This window comes from Vibrio sp. D173a (assembly GCF_030248475.1).
Window position 1 is genome coordinate 15901 of record NZ_JAHGAH010000258.1, and the last position, 18837, is coordinate 34737.

Below are 18837 nucleotides of genomic sequence, written 5' to 3' on the forward strand. Positions count from 1 at the left end.
TACGTGAGAAAGTGTGTACCACTGCTAAGCCTCACTTTTGTAAATTTACTTATACATTCGGAGGCGACGGATAAAACCATTCTCTTGTCTACTCGTATCTATACTTTAAATAGTGTTTTCAATAAGTCCCAGTGGTTGCACAAGGAGGGCTGTATGAAACAGATACGATTGTGGCTTCTTCCCCTACTCTTGTTTGCAAGCCAAGCGCTAGCAAGCACTGTTTGGGTATTGCCTGTCAAAGGGGCAATTGGACCCGCTCTGAGTGATTATCTGTCACGAGAAATTGAAGAAGCTCAACAAAACGGCGTTGAGCTTGTCATTCTAAAGATGGATACCCCCGGCGGGCTTGATAGCTCAATGAGGGACATCATCCACGCTATCACCACATCCACTGTCCCTATCGCGACTTGGGTCGGTCCTTCAGGCTCTCGCGCTGCTAGTGCTGGAACATACATTCTGCTCGCCAGCCACGTCGCTGCGATGGCAGAAGCCACTAACTTAGGAGCCGCGACTCCCGTTGCATTGGGGGGAGCACCACAACAGCCGTCTTCAGACGAAGGTAAAGACTCAACAGATTCGCAACCGGAATCCACAGAAAAAGCCTCAGACGAAGTGCCTGCCAAAACCGCAATGGAAAAGAAAGTCATTAATGATGCCAGAGCCTACATCAAAGGCTTAGCGCGATTACATGATAGAAACGCCGAATGGGCTGAAAAAGCAGTCAGTATGGCGGCCAGTTTAGACGCAACCGAAGCGTTAGAACTCAACGTCATCGACTTCATAGCCAACTCACCGGAAGACTTGGTTTCAACGATTAATGGCATCGAAGTCAAACTCAACGGCAAACCGTTTAAGCTAGCGTTAGATAACCCAACTTGGGTGGAGCGCGTTCCAGACTGGCGTGCAGAAATGTTGGCGGTAATTACCAATCCCAACGTAGCTTACATCCTCATGCTGATTGGTATTTATGGCTTGCTTCTGGAGTTCTACAACCCAGGTATCGGCTTGCCCGGCGTGCTCGGCGGGATTTGCCTGTTGCTAGCCATGTACGCACTGCAAATGATGCCTGTGAATTACGTTGGTTTGGGATTACTGCTGCTTGGTATTGCTCTGATGATTGCTGAGGCCTTTAACCCGAGCTTTGGCATACTCGGTTTAGGCGGTGTCGTTGCATTTGTGCTTGGCTCAATCTTCCTAATGGACAGCGATATACCCGGCTTCCAAATTGCCCTGCCACTGATTTTCGGTATCGCGATTTTCTCTGTGGGCCTCATCGTCATTACGGTTGGCTTGCTTCTTAAAATTCGCAGTAAAAAAGCCACTACAGGGCTCGAAAACTTCCCGGGTAAACTCGCCGTTGTGAGCGATGATTTTGTTGATGGTACCGGTCGAGTGCAATTAGACGGAGCGCTATGGCAAGCCAAAGCAGAACAGAAATTGAAACAAGGTGACCACGTGACTGTGGTGAAAATTAAAGGGTTGACCCTAACCGTGAAACCCAGTGACCGCCCTAAGGAATAGGAGGCGCTTATGATGCTTTACACTGTTGCCGTTATCATCGTTTTATTGTTTGCACTGGCAACGCAAATGTTCAAGGTGCTGCGTGAGTACGAGCGCGGCGTGGTGTTCTTTCTCGGTCGCTTCCAAGAAGTGAAAGGACCTGGTTTAATCATCTTGATCCCCTTCATTCAACAAATGGTTCGCGTCGACCTTCGTACCATTGTTTTGGATGTTCCGACTCAAGATTTAATCACCCGTGACAATGTATCGGTCAGAGTCAATGCCGTGGTTTACTTCCGAGTTGTCGACCCACAAATGGCGATCAACAACATTGAAAGTTATAGCGACGCCACTAGCCAGCTAGCACAAACAACGCTGCGTTCGGTGCTAGGCCAACACGAACTGGATGAATTGCTGTCAGAACGTGAGCGTCTCAATAAAGACCTCCAAGCCATTCTTGATCAGCAAACTGACGATTGGGGAATCAAGATAGCAACGGTTGAAGTGAAACATGTCGATCTTAACGACAGCATGGTGCGCGCTCTTGCCCGCCAAGCCGAAGCAGAACGTAACCGCCGAGCGAAGATCATCCACGCAACCGGTGAGTTAGAAGCGTCTAACAAATTGAAAGAAGCAGCAGAAATGCTCAATGAAGCGCCCAATGCGTTGCAACTTCGATACATGCAAACGCTCACTGAAATCACTACAGACAAAACGTCAACCATCATCTTCCCGCTGCCAATCAACCTTGTCGAAGCGGTTTCCGACATCGCCAAAGCTGTGAAGAACAACCAAGGCGAAAAAGAGGAAGAAAAAGAGTAAACGTGAGCGAAAAGTGAAAGGGAGCAAAATGACTCCCTTTCTTTTTAATTTTGCTCTGGGCACCTTTTGATTTTCAATAAAAAATAGAAAGTGATTTAAATGAAACGCGTATTATCATTTCGAGAAAAGTCGATATGATGGACACACTTTCGAGGTACGCATGGTTACCGATGCTAAGCGCATCCTCATTTGTCTTATAATATTAAGAGGATATAAACGTGTCTCATCAAATCATTACAGACCTAAACAACCGTTACACAGCGAAAAAATACGACGAAGAGAAACGCATCTCTCAAGAAGATATGGCGATCATCAAAGAATCCATTCGCCTATCTGCATCTTCTATCAACTCTCAGCCTTGGAAATTCATCGTAATTGAGAGCGACGAAGCGAAACAGCGTTTTCACGACACATTTGCTAACATGCACCAGTTCAACCAACCGCATGCTAAAGCAGCATCTCACACTATTCTGCTAGCGCACGACCCAAAATTCACTAAAGAGAAATACGCGAAGCGTGTTGATGCTGAGGTAACTTCCGGTCACCTACCCGCAGACAAGTACAATATGTTCATGGGCAATTACGCATTTGCTGAAGCAAACACAGATGAGAACGGCTACAACGACGGTTGGACGAAAGCGCAAGTTTACATCGCTCTTGGTAACCTAATGCACACACTAGCGCGTTTGGGTATCGACTCAACTCCAATGGAAGGTGTAGACCCAACACTTATCGGCGAAGAGTTCAAAGCAGAACTAGATGGTCACGTATGTGAAATTGCACTTGCAATCGGCTATCACAAAGACGGCGAAGATTACAACCACGGTCTACCTAAGGCGCGTCTACACATGGATGACGTGATTACTACTCTTTAATAAGTACCGTCTCCTGGCGCCTTGGCTTCTAACCTAGCTATCTAAATCATTGTTCAAATTGAAAGAGCCGTACTTCTTAGTCTAAGAGCACGGCTCTTTTTTTTGCCGAGGAGGAGTCAAAAGATGTTTGATATAAGAAACAGCTACGCCACTTGCTTAGACGTAAAGTTGCCAAGCAGCGCATCGTATAACTCGTTATCACTCAATACGCCCACTAACTTGTTCTCTTCTACTAGCAAGATAGGTTGATTGCTGCGTTGCTTCAGTTCAATCGCTTCACGCATGCTGATATCTGGATTGGCTTGAACGACCGTGCTTTTGCCGATGTCGTCGAGTGTGGTTGAATCGCTTTCCCAGTTCACCAACGACTTATCGGAATCCACTAGAATTAAGCCTTTCGGCTCTTGCTCGACCCAAATCTGTTTATCTGCACACACCAATACGCGGTCATTCTGCTGCTTAAGCTCTGTGCTGGCTTGCATCAGTGAACGACCTCTCAATACGTTGAGCGGATTAGTGTGAGCAACAAAATCTGCTACATATTCGTTTTCTGGCGCAAGGATGATTTGCTCAGGCTTGCCGTGTTGAATCAGTTTACCCGATTCCATAATGGCGATGTTGTTGCCGATTTTCAGCGCTTCGTCTAGGTCGTGACTCACAAACAAAATCGTCTTGTTGAGTTTCTCTTGCAATTGAATCAATTCATCTTGAAGCTGAGCACGAATCAGAGGATCGAGCGCGGAAAACGGTTCATCCATTAGTAAGATATCGGTATCCATAGCAAAGGCGCGAGCCAAGCCAACACGCTGTTGCATACCGCCGGAAAGCTCATGCGGGAACTTACTCTCCCACTCGCTCAGCCCAACCATTTCAAGTTGTTCACGCGCTTTTTTTTGACGTTCCGCTTTGCCAATGCCCTGCATCTCAAGACCAAACGCCACGTTATCCAATACCGTTAACCACGGCATAAGCGCAAACTTTTGGAACACCATCGACACGCGATGAGTACGCAGGTTACGTAGAGTTTGTTCGTCACAGTTGGCAAGCTCTACCATGTCGTCGCCATCTTTGATTTTGAGTGAACCACGAGAGATCTCATTCAAACCATTAACAGCACGAAGGAGGCTGGATTTACCCGAACCGGAAAGCCCCATCAATACACAGATCTCACCTTGTTTGACGCTCATTGAGACCTTATCAACACCAACCACTTGTCCGGTTTCATCAATGATCTCTTGGCGAGACTTACCTTGGTCTAAAAGCGCCAATGCTTGCTCTTGCTGCTGACCAAACACAACGTCGAGGTTTTCAATCGTAATTGCATCCATGTTATGCCTCCTTTTGGTTTGGTGCTTTGCACAAACGGTCGAGAATAATCGCGACCAAAACAATCGCTAAACCGGCTTCAAAGCCTTGAGAAATGTTCACCGTGTTCAGTGCTCGTACGACTGGTTTACCCAAGCCATCGGCACCGACTAGCGCAGCAATCACCACCATAGAAAGTGACAACATAATGCACTGCGTAACGCCCGCCATAATGCTTGGCAATGCTGCTGGGAGTTCGACTTTGAATAGCAATTTCATGCGGCTAGCACCAAAGGCTTTACCCGCTTCAATTAACTCTTCTGGCACTTTGGTGATGCCAAGGTAAGTCAGACGAATCGGCGCGGCGATGGCAAAGATAATGGTAGAAATCAGCCCCGGAACGATACCCAAACCAAACAGAACCAATGTTGGGATCAGATACACAAACGTTGGCACCGTCTGCATTAAATCGAGTATCGGGCGCAATAAGGTGTACAACCACGGGCGATGCGCCGCCATGATGCCAAGCGGCACGCCAATTAATACGGAAATCGTTGTCGCAGCGAAGACGAGAACAAAGGTTTCCAGCATTTCTTGCCAGTAGCCGAGGTTAAGGATAGTCAGCAGCGCTAGCACAATAAACACAACTAAAGGAATGCTGCGGTGTAGGAACCACGCAATCGCTGCGGTCATGATGATTGGTGCTGCCGGTGGCATCCATTTAAAGATATCCACCACGAATAAAATGATGGTTTCGAGAAAAATAGAGATAGCATCAAAGAAACCCGACGCGTTCATGGTTAACCAATCCACGCCCGTTTCCATCCATTCGCCCAACGGAAGTTTGTTGTCCGTAATAAAATTCACAATAAAACCTTTGTGTTAAAAGGTGGGCATCACTACCCACCTTTTCCTAAAGAGAGGAATGATTAAGCGTTTGTTTTTAGGTAAGAAGTAATCGCTTGTTTTGCGTCTTTGCCGTCCAGCGTCTTAACGCCTTCTAGCCACGCTTCAAGTTGTTGTGGGTTAGCGTTCAACCATTCTTGCGCTGCTTTCGCTGGCTTTTGTTTTTGATTCAGAATCGCTTCCATCAACTGGTTTTCCATCTCTAAGCTGAACTCTAGATTCTTAAGCAGTTGACCCACGTTTTGACACTCAGATAGGTAGTCTTGGCGCACATTGGTGTAGACATTTGCACCACCGTAGTTAGGACCAAAGAAGTCGTCACCGCCAGATAGGTATTCCATCTCCACATTGCTGTTCATTGGGTGCGGAGCCCAACCTAGGTAAACGAGCCATTGGTTACGACGCACTGCACGAGACACTTGAGACACCATACCCGCTTCGCTTGATTCCACTAGGCTGAAGTCTTTCAAGCCGAATGCATCGCTGTCGATCATATCTTGGATCAAACGGTTGCCATCGTTGCCCGGCTCAATCCCGTAGATGCGGTCTTTAAATTTGTCAGCATTTTTTGCCAAGTCAGCAAAGCTTTTCACGCCAGCGTCATACACGTACTTTGGCACAGCTAGTGTGTATTTTGCGCCTTCAAGGTTTGCGCGAACGGTTTCCACTGTGCCAGCTTCACGGTACTTGGCGATATCGCCTTCCATGGTTGGCATCCAGTTACCTAGGAATACGTCAATGTCGCCGTTTGCCATTGAAGAGTACGTCACTGGTACAGACAGAAGATCGGTCTTGGTTTTGTAGCCCAAGCCTTTTAACAGTTCAGAGGTAACAGCAGTGGTCGCTGTAATGTCCGTCCAGCCTACATCGGCAAATCGAACGGTTTCACATTGGTTAGCGTAAGCACCTGTCGCTACTGCACTCAGCGCGATAGATGAAAAGATTTTTGTCATCGTAGACATGTTTAAATTCCTTGTAATGATTACTGACTTTTCTTTGAGTTATTAAGCGATAGAAGAGATCGAGCTTAAGTCTCTTTTCGGCGGACGCATTCTTTGCGTCTCTTGCCAGTTCGGAGCAATCCAAACCGGTGTGTTATTCGATTGTTCAAGGGTATTACCCAAGATCATGTCCGCAGCACGCTCTGCAACCATGATAGTTGGTGCGTTTAAGTTCCCATTCGGAATGGTTGGGAAGATGGATGAATCCACCACGCGCAAGCCTTCAATGCCGCGCACTTGGCAAGCTTCATTCAGAACTGCCATTGGGTCATCGTTCGAGCCCATTTTGCAGCTACACGATGGGTGGTAAGCACTTTCTACATTTTGCTTCACCCATTCACCAATCGCTTCGTCACTGGTGATGTTAAGACCGGGTTGAATTTCTTCACCGCGGAACGCATCCATTGCAGGTTGATTGAGGATTTCACGCGTTAGACGAATACAGTCTCGCCAATCTTGCTTATCTTGTTCCGTAGAGATGTAGTTGAACTCGATTTTTGGTTTGTCATTTGGATTGGCAGAAACCACTTCGACACTACCGCGACTCTCTGGCTTGTTTGGACCAACATGTACTTGGAAGCCGTGACCATCAAATGCCGCGCGTCCGTCATAACGCATGGCGGCTGGTAAGAAGTGAAATTGAATATTTGGCGATTTCAATCCTTCACGAGAACGGATGAACGCGCACGATTCAAAGTGGTTAGTTGCCCCCAAACCCTTGCGCGTCAGAATCCACTCCGTACCAATCAAACCTTTGCTGATCAAACCTAACTTGCTGTTAAGCGTGATCGGCTGTTTACAGTGGTACTGGAAGTACACTTCAAGGTGGTCTTGAAGGTTCTTACCCACGCCTTCTAGTGTGTGTTTCACTTCAATGCCCGCTTTATCAAGCACAGTCTTAGGACCAATACCCGAAAGTTGCAGCAGTTGTACCGAGCCGATAGAACCTGCGCTCGACACAACCTCTTTGTTGGCAAAGCACTGTTTGATTTCGCCAGATTGCTCGAACTCGATACCGACCGCTTTCTTGCCTTCAAGCAAAATTCGATGAGCCGTTACGCCTTTCATCAAGGTGAAATTACTTCGTTTTTTTGCACGGCTTAAGTAAGCGTTAGAGGTAGAAGCGCGCACGCCTTTATCTACCGTCATATGCATCGGACCAAAGCCCTCTTGCTGGTAACCGTTGTAATCTTGCGTTTCTGGGTAGCCTGCATCTTTGCCAGCTTCAATAAACGCTTGGTAAAGTGGATTCAGCTTCATATCGTTGCCGTTACACGTCCCTACCGGACCGCTGCCGCCACGGTATTCGTCTGCGCCGCCTGTCCACGTTTCCGCTTTACGGAAGTACGGTAGACAAGCTTGGTAGTTCCAGCCTTTCGCGCCTTCTGCTTCCCATTCGTCAAAGTCACAAGCATGACCACGAACATAAACCATACCGTTGATCGAAGAGCTGCCGCCCAACACTTTGCCGCGTGGACAATGCAGTTGGCGTCCGTCTAACCCCTCTTCCGCCACAGTTTCAAACTGCCATGCGTACTTTTCGGTGTTCATTGGGTATGACAGCGCCGTTGGCATTTGGATGAAGATACTCTTGTCTGAGCCACCTGCTTCCAGCAGTAAGACTTGGTGCTGACCGCTTTCACTCAGGCGATCCGCCAAAACACAGCCTGCCGAGCCCGCACCGACGATGATGTAATCGTAGTGTTGTTGCATTACAAATCCTCCTGACTGATTAGGCGTAAGGGCTATCGAAATCGCCCAAATGCACTAACACGCTCTTGGTTTGGGTGTAATGCTTGAGGGTTTCCACGCCGTTTTCACGCCCAATGCCAGACAGTTTGTAACCGCCAACTGGCATTTCAGCTGGAGAGTCACCCCAGGTGTTAATCCAACAGATTCCGGCTTGGATTTGGTGAATGACGCGGTGTGCACGAGAGAGGTTTTGCGTGAACACGCCAGCTGCAAGTCCGTAATCGGTGTTGTTAGCGCGTGCAATCACTTCGTCTTCGCCACTGAACTTAAGCACTGACATTACGGGACCAAAGATCTCTTGCTGCACGTGCGGCATGTCGTCTTCGCAATCAATGAAAACCGTTGGCACAACAAAATTACCACTCGCCAAGCCGTTTTCTGTGACTTTGTAGCCACCAGTCAGTAGCGTTGCTTTGCTTGCTTTCGCTTGTTCAATTGCGGAAAGAACTTTTGATTCGTGCTCTTTGGAAATTAGCGCACCAATTTGGGTTTGCTCATCAAGCGGATCGCCAACCACCAGCAGTTCGGTACGTTTCTTAAGTTGAGCGACAAACTCATCATAAATACCTTCATGAACGAACACGCGCGTACCGTGCGTACAAACCTCGCCTTGGGTGTAGAAGTTTGCAACCATTGCAGCAGAAACCGCATCGTCTAGCTTGGCATCGTCAAAAATGATCATTGGAGACTTACCGCCAAGCTCCATTGTGACTTGCTTCAGCGTCGCGGCGCTGTCACCCATCACGACTTTGCCCGTACCCGATTCACCCGTGAAAGAGACTTTAGCGATGTCTGGATGTGCGGTGAGCATTTGCCCTACTCGGTAATCACCTTGAATAACGTTGAACACACCATCTGGCACTCCCGCTTCGCTGTAGATTTCTGCCAGTTTGAGAGCAGTTAACGGGGTTTCTTCTGATGGTTTAAAGATCATCGCATTACCCGCAGCAAGTGCAGGGGCAGATTTCCACATCGCGATTTGAATTGGGTAGTTCCACGCCCCAATACCTGCACAAATGCCCAGAGGCTCGCGGCGAGTGTAGAAAAACTGCGATTCATTCAGCGGTTGCTGTTCACCATGCATGCTAGGCGCAAGGCCTGCGTAGTACTCGATCACATCTGCGCCCGTTGCAATGTCTACGCAATTCGCTTCTTGAATCGGTTTGCCCGTATCCGCGACTTCTAATGCTGCCAGTTCGTCGTTTCTTTCACGAAGTAGCGCCACCGCTTTAAGCAAAATGCGGCTTCGTTCTGTCGCCGTCATGGCAGACCAAATCGCAAAACCACGTCTGGCAGATTTAATTGTTGCTTGCATGTCTTGCTGGTTAGCCTGCTTCACATTTGCAAGCGGTTCACCATTGGCTGGATTGTATGTGGTGAAGTGTTCTTCTGAGCATCCTAGGTGCATGGCACCATCGATGTAGTGTGCTTTCATATCCATTTGAAGGTTTGACTCTTTATTTTAGTTTTGAGTAGAACGTGAGCTGTTTATCGAGATAGTCGTTGATGATGACGCGCGCTTTCTCGGCATCGATGCCTTGCGGGTTGAACGTTCCGCGCAGCCAAATGCCATCAATCAGTGACGCAATACCATGCGCTACTAGCTCTGCTTGATCTTGATCTTGATCCAGCAAAGCTTTTAATTCTTTTTTTAGGTGAGAAAGGAGGCGTCGTTCATTCACTCGTTGCAAACGTTTGAGCTGCGCGTCATGCATGGAGTACGACCAGAACGCCAACCAAGTTTTTGCCACTTGGTTCTCGGCTTGGAAACCCACAAAGTTGCCGTCGATGATGGCATTAATACGTTGATGATGCGCATCAGCTGGCAGCTGGCTTAGGTTCTCTTTGATGGTGGCAGAAAGCTGGCGCAGGATCTCACGCATTGTCTCTTCTAACAGACCGTGCTTACCACCGAAATAGTGATTAATGATCCCCGTTGATACCCCTGCTTCTTTGCTGATCAACGAGATACTCGCGGCGTGTAAACCAACTCTGTCAATGACCGACATCGTCGCTTTGACTAGCTGCGGTTTTCTGATTTCAGGCATCCCAACCTTGGGCATTTTACATCCTTGTTATTTTTAATTGAACGGTTAGTTAAATATAAAATGCCTTAAATTTAGTTCGAACTCAAACTAATTATCTAAAAAAATGAAAGATACAGCCGAATCATTTCGACTACAATCATTACTAAAACTTGAGAAAAGATAGATTTTACGAAGATGTAACACGTAAAAACGAAAAACAAAAACCATAATAATCAGCAATTAAACTACATTTAATGCAAGTTATAGAGATACCAGCTCATGAGCAATTCGTGCGCATCAAAAGTATAAATAAAGACAAATACAATGAACTCAAATAATTTCAGCACGTTTTATTTTTAGAGTTGTCAATTGAGTGAAGGTCATTCGACTATCCTCTATTCTGCTTTCAAATGTAAAACAAGCTGCCCCCAAGCATGCTAGCTATATTGCGTCGCCTCCTACAATTTTTCCTCAAGATCAAAACTCATTTTCTCTTTCCTAAAAACTAATGTCGTTTAATGGCAATTTTTGAAAGTCATTCCCCTTTATCTTACTTATCAACTTGTTTGAATTAGGAAAGAGAAATGAAAGCACGCAATGCCCTTTTAATTTTATTGACGAGCACGATTGGCTTTAACGCATACGCGATTACAGACGCTAGCAAGATTGGTGCGAACGCAGGTGCAATGAGTTACTGTTACGATCACATTGCATCTAGCAAAGACAAATCAAAATATCGCTTGCTCAAGCTGAAAACCTTGGAAGAGTATCAAGATCTGGATAGTGGTGACCGCGCAAGAGCGCTGGTAATGAAGAAAGCCGCTGAAGACGGAGATTACCTAGGTGATCCGTTGGATAGTTCTCGTTGCAACAGCTTAAGAAAAATGTTGTTTGTGAAATACTAGTAACACCAAAATACTACAAAGCCATCACTGTTTAGTGGTGGTTTTTTTGTATCTATAACCCACTCATCACAGAATCAACCTAGCTATCAGTGACCAACCCAATCGATATCATTTCGCTATCTTTACACTAAAGATGGCGCTAAATGGTAAGTCCTTACCCCCTCTTATTCCTACTATATCGCTACAGGGTATGCATTAAGCGACAGGAGTCCCCCACTTAAAAATGAGAGACCAACATGACTTACACAGAGTTCAAAAAAACTGATTTACACACCTGCCTTACCGTTGCTGGCGAATTGATGATAACGGTTGGTAAAGCTGCTTTTAAAACCGTAAAGGCGCTAATCAAGGCCTTTAGCTGGTTGGTAATCAAAACCTATCGCTATGTGATGAAGTAAATCGTGTAAGCCCTTTAACCAAAAGCTTTTTAGTCCGAACCGCGCCTTATTTAAGGCGCGTTTTTTGTTCGCCGTGTATTGCATTCAATCAATCCTTTTATTCTTTACCCAAGTAACCTTAAAATGCTTGGGTATCTCCTTCTCGTTCCCCTATCTTTTTCTTTACGCCTGCCATCTAATAACCAGCCAGTAACAACTTCGTTCTGAGAGATGAAATCTGTGCCTCTTTATTCCTCCTATACCGTTTAATTTAAGGTGTTCTACCTTCTACACTACCGTGGTAGAACACAACTAAACTCAATGTGAGAAGAACATTGAGGCGCTCTCGATAGCCACTACGAATGAGTTTAAAAGGGGCACTATGGTTTCACACGAGGGATGTTGTCGAGAAGATTCAAAGGCGTGGAACGAATCCATTGACTAGCCAATAACGCTTTTGAAAAATGACACCTGCTCTTTTCCTAAGATGCAAAAAAGGCGCTCAGTGAGCGCCTTTGGTAATGAGTTGTTTAGCCTATAGTGTGTTCTTATACACAACACCGTCTTTCATGATGACTTTCTTGGTCTCATCCTGCATCACGCAATCGACACCTTCTAGTGGATTCCCATCGACGATAAGCAAATCTGCATACGCACCTTCCACAATTTGACCTAATTTGCCTTCTTGATATGGGTGTTTGTAAGTCGACAATTCAAATAGACGACCACAGTTTGAAGTTGCCATGCGCAGCGCTGTAATTGTGTCGAATGTTTTTTCAATCGCACCAAGCTCTTGCATCTGACTTTCATGCACGTTTGCTTTACCAACACAGTCGGTACCAAACGCTAGGTTTTGAATATCGTATTTCTTGATAAGCTCAGCAGACTTAAACATTGCCTTACCAACGCGCTCTGTCTTACGGTAAGTCTCTTCGTTTGGCAACGGGATCTTACGTTCTGCAATCAATGATGACGTGAAGTATGAAGGAACCAGCCAGATGCCTTTCTCTTTTACAATTTGGGCGATTTCATCGTCCATAATAGTAGCGTGCTCAAAGGACATGACGCCCGCTTCTGCTGCTCGTTTCATGGCTGGAGCTGTGTGAATATGAGCCGCCACATAGGTACCATAGTCGCTTGCCGCTTCTACCGCCGCTTTCATCTCATCTAACGTGTATTGCAGCGTGTCCAAAGGGTCAAATGTCGAAGATGCACCGCCCCCCGCCATCACTTTGATCTGAGATGCGCCCATAAACAACTGCTCTCTAACCGCTTTCAACACTTCTGCACGGCCATCCGCGACTTTAAATGCGCCCGTCTTCATTAATGGGGAGTCTTCATGACCGTTCGCTAGGCGTTCTTGTGCTTGGTTTTGACGGTAGTCTGAGTGACCACAAGTTTGCGAAATCGCGGCCATACAAGGCAAAATTCTTGGACCTTTCGCATAACCTTTACGATACTGTTCTTCAAACCTAATGTGTTGCCTGCAACATCACGAATGGTCGTAAAGCCACGCATCAACATCTCTTCAGAGATTCTCGCTGAGCGAATCGCGATCTCTTCTCGAGTCATGCCATCCAGCTCATTGAAGCCCGCTGAAAGCGTAATGTGTACGTGTGCATCAATTAAACCTGGCATCACCGTTTTGCCTTCTGCATAGATGATTTGCTCAGCATTCGAGTCATCCACTTTCCCGATTTGTGTGATTAAGTTATTTTCAATCAGAAGGTCCACGTTCTTCAGAAGTTGCTCATCTACACCGTTAAACACGTTTGCATTTTTAATTACGATACTCATGGTTTCTATCTCCGAGTCAGTTGTCTCAATACAGGTGCATCATATCGAGGGGATCGGGAATAAAATTGCCATTTCACGACAGATGAATATTCAAGAGCTAAGCACGTTTCTGAGCCAATAAACAAACAGCTAATTACTTCAGGCTATGATCCGTTGGGTATAGAGGTATAGAGGTATAAAAAGAGCCACAAACTGTGGCTCTTGGTGACGATCGTCTATGGACTGTTTCGTTTAGTTCATACTCACCATACAAACGAGCTTGTTCTTATCAAACGCTTTATCTAGCTCTTGGTGTTTTACCGATGAATAGACTTTTCCTTGTTCAGTCCAATAATCTCCGTCAGCGAGGTTGGCATACTGTTCCAAATACTCATAAGCTGCTTTACTCGGCAAACTTGAGGACAAACGCTCACAGTATTGCGACGCCTCTTCACGATTCAAGAAAATGTCGTGAGACTTTTGGTTTCCTTTGAATTTAGGCAATAAATAGGTGAATGCTTCGTCTTTGTAGAGCACCTTGTTAGCATAACGTTTCACATCTTGCGCTTTAGTCGTGTTCAGTTCCGCCACCGCTCGAGAAGGCAACAGGCTCTCAGAAAACTTTGTATTGGTTTGAGCATCAGTCTGGCCGCTATGCGTATTCTTCGATTCTTCGGCAATTAAATTGGCCGGGGCCGTTTGCGCTGAATTCGCCTTTTTTGAAAATGGAAAGAAGTAATCACCGCCATTCTTAAGGTTGAGTTTAAGCGACTGGGTTTTGTCTTTATTCACTGCGCGCACACTATAAATCCCAACGTAATTGCCCGTTACATCGACGCTTTCACCACTACCGACTTCTTGATCGTTGATGTAAAAGACCGTATTTTTTGAGTTTGAACGAAACACAAAGCGCACTCTATCTAAGTTTAATGCCTGCCTAAGCTCTACTTCTGTATTTGCACTGTAGGCGTATTTGTAGCTCGCGTCTGCAGTAAAAGACAAGTCACCATTTAATCTTTGGTTTGCATCCACCACTCTAAAACTCGTAAGTTGAATGCGTGACAAGCCGCCTTTACTCAATACAAAGGCGTTCTTAATGGAAGGAAGGTTTCTGTTCACACAGGTCGACAAACTCTCTGCGACGTTACACTGCAAATTACCATCGTAGGAGTCATGAAGGATGCGTTTCGATTCATCCAAATGACGAGATTTGATCTTCTCGTAGAGGACGAGAAGTGCGTCATTTTTCACTCGTTCTATCTGACTGGCAGCCTGTTGATCTTCTGAAAGCTGGTGTTTGGTCTCAACGAGCAACTTCCCTGCCGTTTCGATTTCCTTCTTCATGGTGTTCACTTTGGCAGACATATTACGCAAAGTGAGAATGAGCGAGTCATCGTAAACGCCATCGACTAACTTATCTTTTAAACGATTTGAATCCGATTTGATCATCTCGACGTTATTGGCCAAATTGATCTTGGTCGACTCAATCTCAGCACTTAACTTGTTGTAATGCGAGATAGTTTCGTCAATATTGAGCGCTTTATACTCTTGTTCGTACGTAGCATTAATACTGTTTAGTTTATCTTGCTCGTTAAAGTTAATCAGCTCTGAAGTAGAGGCCACACCACTCCACGCTACCCCTACCATTATCGCTATTATCGTTTTAGATTTACCCACTGCCACACCAATTTGTCCCACCAACACACCACTCTTTTGACGCTTCACCCTACTTCGTTCGCAAGATGAAGCGTTGTGATTGAATCCTAATCTTCAGTTTTCACTGAGTCGTTTTTTGAAACCCATACTTCTGATCGTCTGTTTTGCGCTCTTCCCTCTACCGTTGAATTAGATGCGATAGGCTGGGTTTCACCTAATGAACGAACGACAATGCGAGTTCTCTCCACACCATCAGTACTCAAAACTTTGGACGTTGTTAAGGCTCTTTGCAGTCCCAGTTCTTGGTTGTAACCTTCAGAACCTTTGCTGTCGGTATGACCTTCTACTGTAATTGGGCTATCACCTTCGCTTAAAGACGACGCTAATTGGGTTAGCGCTTTATTGCCCATAGGAGTTAGGCTGGATTGATCAAAACCAAAATGCAGACGCGCAACCAAGCCATCGCTTTGTTGATGGTTATTTTGGTTACTGATCCAAGTCATACACCCAGACTTATCCAAACCTAGCTTCGACTCCTCCGCTAGGCGCTGTCTGAGTTTGCTACTTTCGGACTGTTGTTCGATTTGTAGAAAGCCCTGTCGATGTTGAGCAATCCCAACGGCATCATCCACACTCACACTATGTTGATACTCGCTGAATGTGTTGTCGCAATAGACGCTAAGTCCTTCCTCCGCCTTAATGGCAACGCTAAATGGCAGCGTTGATAGAGCGACTGCACCAATGACTAACTTCTTCATATTTTCCTCTAGTACAACTTAGTTATTCCGCTTGTTTTTGAGCCTTTGCGGATAAGTTCTTCAATCTTTTCAATTAATTCGTCTAGGTTAGAGACATCAATAATGTCTTCACGAGGGTCAACAACGCAGTCTTGAAAACCACTTTGTTGGGAGGCGCGAAAATCGATACCAATAACCCCTATGTATAAACCCGGAATCTCTTGCCTTGCTTTGTCACACATCCCCCAGTCCACAAGACCTTTGAGGATGCCGTTGTCTGGACTTTCCTGACCATCACTTAAAATCAGCAGCATTTTGATTTTCTTGTTGTACGCTTGCTGCTCTTCTTGGTCGGAACTGTTTGGATCACCTTCATGTAGGATCTGGGCCCCTCTCAAGATGCCTTGAAAAGCGGCAGTGCCACCATCTGCCCACATAGCATTGATGGGATTTAAGTCAGACAATTTGTTCGTTAGACGAAGATTGTAGAATTGCCTCGAATCATTCCTTCCATGCCCATTAAAGAGTTGGCTCTGATTAACACCATAATAATTCGACCGACGTGCTGACTTATCGGTAAACATCGTCGATACCGAGGAAGGTAAATCGACATAGTTGTATACATCTGCAACTTGGTATTGATCTAAGCGGATTACGTCTGCAATTCGTCTAGCGTATTGTTGGTCATTCCAACCGGGGCTAGGACAAAAAATTTGATTGTTAGCACAATTGATCACATGATTTTGCGAAAATCTACTCCAATAATCCCAGTCTATGTCGTTGTAAGTATAAGGAGATAGGTGGGTATTATAGCCATTGGTATAATTGAGCTGACTGGTCGTATTCGCTTGATTCCAGCCTATGATTTCTCTGGTTCTTACGTTATATGGTACGAAGCCAACACGATTAAGCAGTTTATCGCTGGTTGTATCTTCTCCTGGCTCATCACAAACGTCTTTCCACTCTCCATCAACATACTCTTGACGAGTTGATGTACAAAGGATGTTATTCGATATTTGACTAATCGCTGTTTTCAAATCATCGATTTTTTTATGTCGATTGGATCCCCACTTGTCTTTCATCGAACCTGAGAAATCGGACACAAATACAATGTCAATATTGTTGTCTGCAAGATAAGCCGGGTATTTCCTAGCCAGCGAACGTCCCGCTAAATCTTGCTGTTTATCAAATGAGGGAATAAAGCTACTCGCGAACCAAGAATCGTGTGTCGTTTTTGCATTCACCGTGTATTGAATATATTCCAGCACGCCTGCTCTATCGTCTGCGGCTTGGTAATAACGCTGAGCAGAAACGTTCATCGATTTAATGTCTCGTACGTAGCTTTCTACGTATTTCTCAGCCAATGTGCTAGCTGAGCCTGCTTGATCCTCAATAGTCACCGCCATAGCTGCGGCCTCGGCCGAATCTCTTAACCGGCTGGTCTCTTGCACGTAACGAGTCCCTTCAACGGCCCAAAAGGTGAATCCCATAATGGGTACAAGCAATAAGCCCATCCAGACTGCAGCCACGCCTTTCTGCCTGTGTACACTTCGATACTGATATTGCTGAGTTTTCATATCATTATCTCCCCGGCATTATTGAAGAGGAGGTAATAGCAACTGTCGTGCTTTTACCTCCGTTAAAGAAGGGTTTAAACCAAGAGGTCTGCTCTTCACACAAACTGACTCGATATAATGGGAACACAACCGCGTTTTCGACTGGCGCCAACTCCGCGTAGGAACGAATAGATTCGGTTTTGCAATTTAGGCTTTTGAATTTGCTACTCGTAAACACTGCGAGGTTCGTCTTGTTAGTTAGGGACTCTATTCTTATCGCGACATCCTCTGGTGGCATATCCAACATTCGGCCTGCCACTTCCGCTAGGTCCTTTAGTTCAGCGTTGGTCACCGATAAGTTCTTCCCTGCCAGCACGTCCGCATCGAAATAACGGGTGCGCTCTTTAATAACATTGACCAAAGCGAAACTGGATCGATCAAGCTTGGCACGCACGAACAACTGATGACTCAGGTCAGCACCAAACAGATACACGCCCCATAACGCAGTAAGAACAAAAACTAGCTCAATCATAAATGAGCCCTTTTGGTATTTAATCGCCAATGCGGTTCGTTTACGGAGTGTCATCTTTCCACCCCTCATGTTCTAAGTTCAGAACCATAGTGCTCGATATATCTCTGTCTGAAGCGCCTGATAGTTTCAGTACCGGCGAATAACGGTAAGTCACGGTGATCTCTGCGAGGTCATAATTGAAACTCAAGGCTTGGCCGGAATGCCCCCTATCTCGAATAAAATCGTCGTAGGTTTGGTAGTAACGACCTTTAATAGAAAATCGCGAGCTATCAATTAAAAAATGCCACAAGTTCTCATCGTCTTCGATCAAGGATTTGAATTTGTCCTCGTACTGCTTGTTGACCCCTTTACCTTCATGAATTTTGGTATTTCTGATGGTTTCTCGAAGCGAGTATTCCGTCATATTCACAACGTAGATTTGGTAACTCGACTCAAAAATCGCGAAAGTAGCAAAAAACAAAATGAGCGCACCCATGACAAACTCAATCGCCGTCACTCCTTTCTGCCTATTAAAACTTCTCATCATTAACCCCTAACTTGAGTTAATTCTGTGGTAATGTTCAGAATCTCTTGGTCTGAGAAATCACCCTTGAGCAGTTTTCTGGCTGCATTCACTTGTTGCGTTTTAATCAAGGCGATGGCTAGATTTGCCTTAACTACTTTATTTGCCGGATTGTCTTTTAAAATTGGCGTGAGCATTGCTATTGCCTGTTCGTATTCACCATTAGCCATGTGAATCATCGCGATGTTGTTTTTGATTACGACATCGTCATAACCACGCAAACGGGCATTATTCAATTCTTGATAAGCAGCATCGTATTGGCCTGCTTTGGTATAGGATACCGCAAGCAAAACATGCACTTGCCCTGATGAATTGCCAGACTTGATGGAAGACAAATAGGCCGAGATTGCACTAGTCGTATCGTTCTTAGCATCAAATACTTGTCCCGCTAGCTGGTACAAGCTTGGCGTTTCAACGCCTTCTTTTTGTAGATGCTGAACATAGAAATTGGCCGATTCAATATCCCCTTTATGGAAATACGCCCAAGCCAATTTTTCCTTTACTTGTGGATCTTGAGAACCTTGCTCTAAAGAAGTGGACCCCAATGG

General features: G+C 45.6%; 17 protein-coding genes and 1 pseudogene. 5 read left to right on the top strand and 13 right to left on the bottom strand.

The genetic code is table 11. The features are described 5' to 3' along the window. The first annotated feature begins 153 nt into the window (after nucleotides 1-153). The 3 genes from KIV40_RS22870 to KIV40_RS22880 all read left to right on the top strand — a co-directional run bounded on the left by KIV40_RS22870 (nucleotide 154) and on the right by KIV40_RS22880 (nucleotide 3197). Nucleotides 154-1521: a nodulation protein NfeD gene (locus KIV40_RS22870; RefSeq protein WP_012129663.1), complete on the top strand. Its 1368-nt coding sequence runs from the start codon at nucleotides 154-156 to the stop codon at nucleotides 1519-1521. A 9-nt stretch (nucleotides 1522-1530) separates the two neighbouring features. After that, complete coding sequence (locus KIV40_RS22875) at nucleotides 1531-2322, top strand: slipin family protein (RefSeq protein ID WP_012129664.1); 792 nt, start codon at nucleotides 1531-1533, stop codon at nucleotides 2320-2322. A 218-nt stretch (nucleotides 2323-2540) separates the two neighbouring features. Next, on the top strand, nucleotides 2541-3197 hold the full coding sequence (locus KIV40_RS22880) for an NAD(P)H-dependent oxidoreductase (RefSeq protein WP_285351471.1): 657 nt from the start codon (nucleotides 2541-2543) through the stop codon (nucleotides 3195-3197). 143 nt (nucleotides 3198-3340) lie between these two features. Here KIV40_RS22880 and choV read toward each other — a convergent pair whose 3' ends face one another. The 6 genes from choV to betI all read right to left on the bottom strand — a co-directional run bounded on the left by choV (nucleotide 3341) and on the right by betI (nucleotide 10224). Then, complete coding sequence (gene choV, locus KIV40_RS22885; protein ID WP_285351473.1) at nucleotides 3341-4525, bottom strand: choline ABC transporter ATP-binding protein; 1185 nt, start codon at nucleotides 4523-4525, stop codon at nucleotides 3341-3343. 1 nt (nucleotide 4526) lies between these two features. Then, nucleotides 4527-5369, bottom strand: a complete 843-nt coding sequence (gene choW / locus KIV40_RS22890) for a choline ABC transporter permease subunit (RefSeq protein ID WP_005425967.1) — start codon at nucleotides 5367-5369, stop codon at nucleotides 4527-4529. 62 nt (nucleotides 5370-5431) lie between these two features. Further along, entirely contained in the window at nucleotides 5432-6370 is a 939-nt protein-coding gene (locus KIV40_RS22895; protein ID WP_285351475.1) for a choline ABC transporter substrate-binding protein, read from the bottom strand. A gap of 42 nt (nucleotides 6371-6412) precedes the next feature. Further along, nucleotides 6413-8122 (bottom strand): choline dehydrogenase, encoded by a 1710-nt coding sequence (gene betA / locus KIV40_RS22900; protein WP_012129668.1) that lies wholly within the window; start codon nucleotides 8120-8122, stop codon nucleotides 6413-6415. Nucleotides 8123-8141: 19 nt separating this feature from the next. Beyond that, complete coding sequence (gene betB, locus KIV40_RS22905; protein ID WP_285351478.1) at nucleotides 8142-9602, bottom strand: betaine-aldehyde dehydrogenase; 1461 nt, start codon at nucleotides 9600-9602, stop codon at nucleotides 8142-8144. Between the two features lie 16 nt (nucleotides 9603-9618). Then, nucleotides 9619-10224, bottom strand: coding sequence for a transcriptional regulator BetI (gene betI, locus KIV40_RS22910; protein WP_285351479.1), 606 nt, complete (start codon nucleotides 10222-10224; stop codon nucleotides 9619-9621). Nucleotides 10225-10772: 548 nt separating this feature from the next. On the opposite strand from betI, the gene KIV40_RS22915 reads away from it, so the two are divergent. Together KIV40_RS22915 and KIV40_RS22920 are read left to right on the top strand one after the other, a co-directional pair. Further along, nucleotides 10773-11093, top strand: coding sequence for a hypothetical protein (locus tag KIV40_RS22915; RefSeq protein ID WP_285351480.1), 321 nt, complete (start codon nucleotides 10773-10775; stop codon nucleotides 11091-11093). Between the two features lie 236 nt (nucleotides 11094-11329). Beyond that, the gene (locus tag KIV40_RS22920; RefSeq protein ID WP_167425325.1) at nucleotides 11330-11491 is read left to right on the top strand and encodes a hypothetical protein; all 162 of its coding nucleotides are present in this window, start codon (nucleotides 11330-11332) and stop codon (nucleotides 11489-11491) included. A gap of 514 nt (nucleotides 11492-12005) precedes the next feature. Here the strand turns inward: KIV40_RS22920 and KIV40_RS22925 are convergent. The 7 genes and pseudogenes from KIV40_RS22925 to KIV40_RS22955 all read right to left on the bottom strand — a co-directional run bounded on the left by KIV40_RS22925 (nucleotide 12006) and on the right by KIV40_RS22955 (nucleotide 18834). After that, nucleotides 12006-13267 (bottom strand): annotated as a pseudogene (locus tag KIV40_RS22925) (amidohydrolase family protein). Nucleotides 13268-13498: 231 nt separating this feature from the next. Next, nucleotides 13499-14971, bottom strand: coding sequence for a hypothetical protein (locus tag KIV40_RS22930; protein WP_134977551.1), 1473 nt, complete (start codon nucleotides 14969-14971; stop codon nucleotides 13499-13501). 38 nt (nucleotides 14972-15009) lie between these two features. After that, nucleotides 15010-15660, bottom strand: coding sequence for an OmpA family protein (locus KIV40_RS22935; protein WP_045379867.1), 651 nt, complete (start codon nucleotides 15658-15660; stop codon nucleotides 15010-15012). An 8-nt stretch (nucleotides 15661-15668) separates the two neighbouring features. Beyond that, nucleotides 15669-17216, bottom strand: a complete 1548-nt coding sequence (locus KIV40_RS22940; protein ID WP_285351484.1) for a pilus assembly protein — start codon at nucleotides 17214-17216, stop codon at nucleotides 15669-15671. Between the two features lie 4 nt (nucleotides 17217-17220). Beyond that, complete coding sequence (gene tadF, locus KIV40_RS22945) at nucleotides 17221-17781, bottom strand: tight adherence pilus pseudopilin TadF (protein ID WP_285351487.1); 561 nt, start codon at nucleotides 17779-17781, stop codon at nucleotides 17221-17223. Continuing rightward, the gene (locus KIV40_RS22950; RefSeq protein ID WP_228175815.1) at nucleotides 17768-18250 is read right to left on the bottom strand and encodes a TadE/TadG family type IV pilus assembly protein; all 483 of its coding nucleotides are present in this window, start codon (nucleotides 18248-18250) and stop codon (nucleotides 17768-17770) included. The genes tadF and KIV40_RS22950 overlap by 14 nt, the downstream gene beginning before the upstream one ends. 2 nt (nucleotides 18251-18252) lie before the next feature. After that, on the bottom strand, nucleotides 18253-18834 hold the full coding sequence (locus KIV40_RS22955) for a tetratricopeptide repeat protein (RefSeq protein ID WP_285351489.1): 582 nt from the start codon (nucleotides 18832-18834) through the stop codon (nucleotides 18253-18255). Nucleotides 18835-18837: the final 3 nt, after the last annotated feature.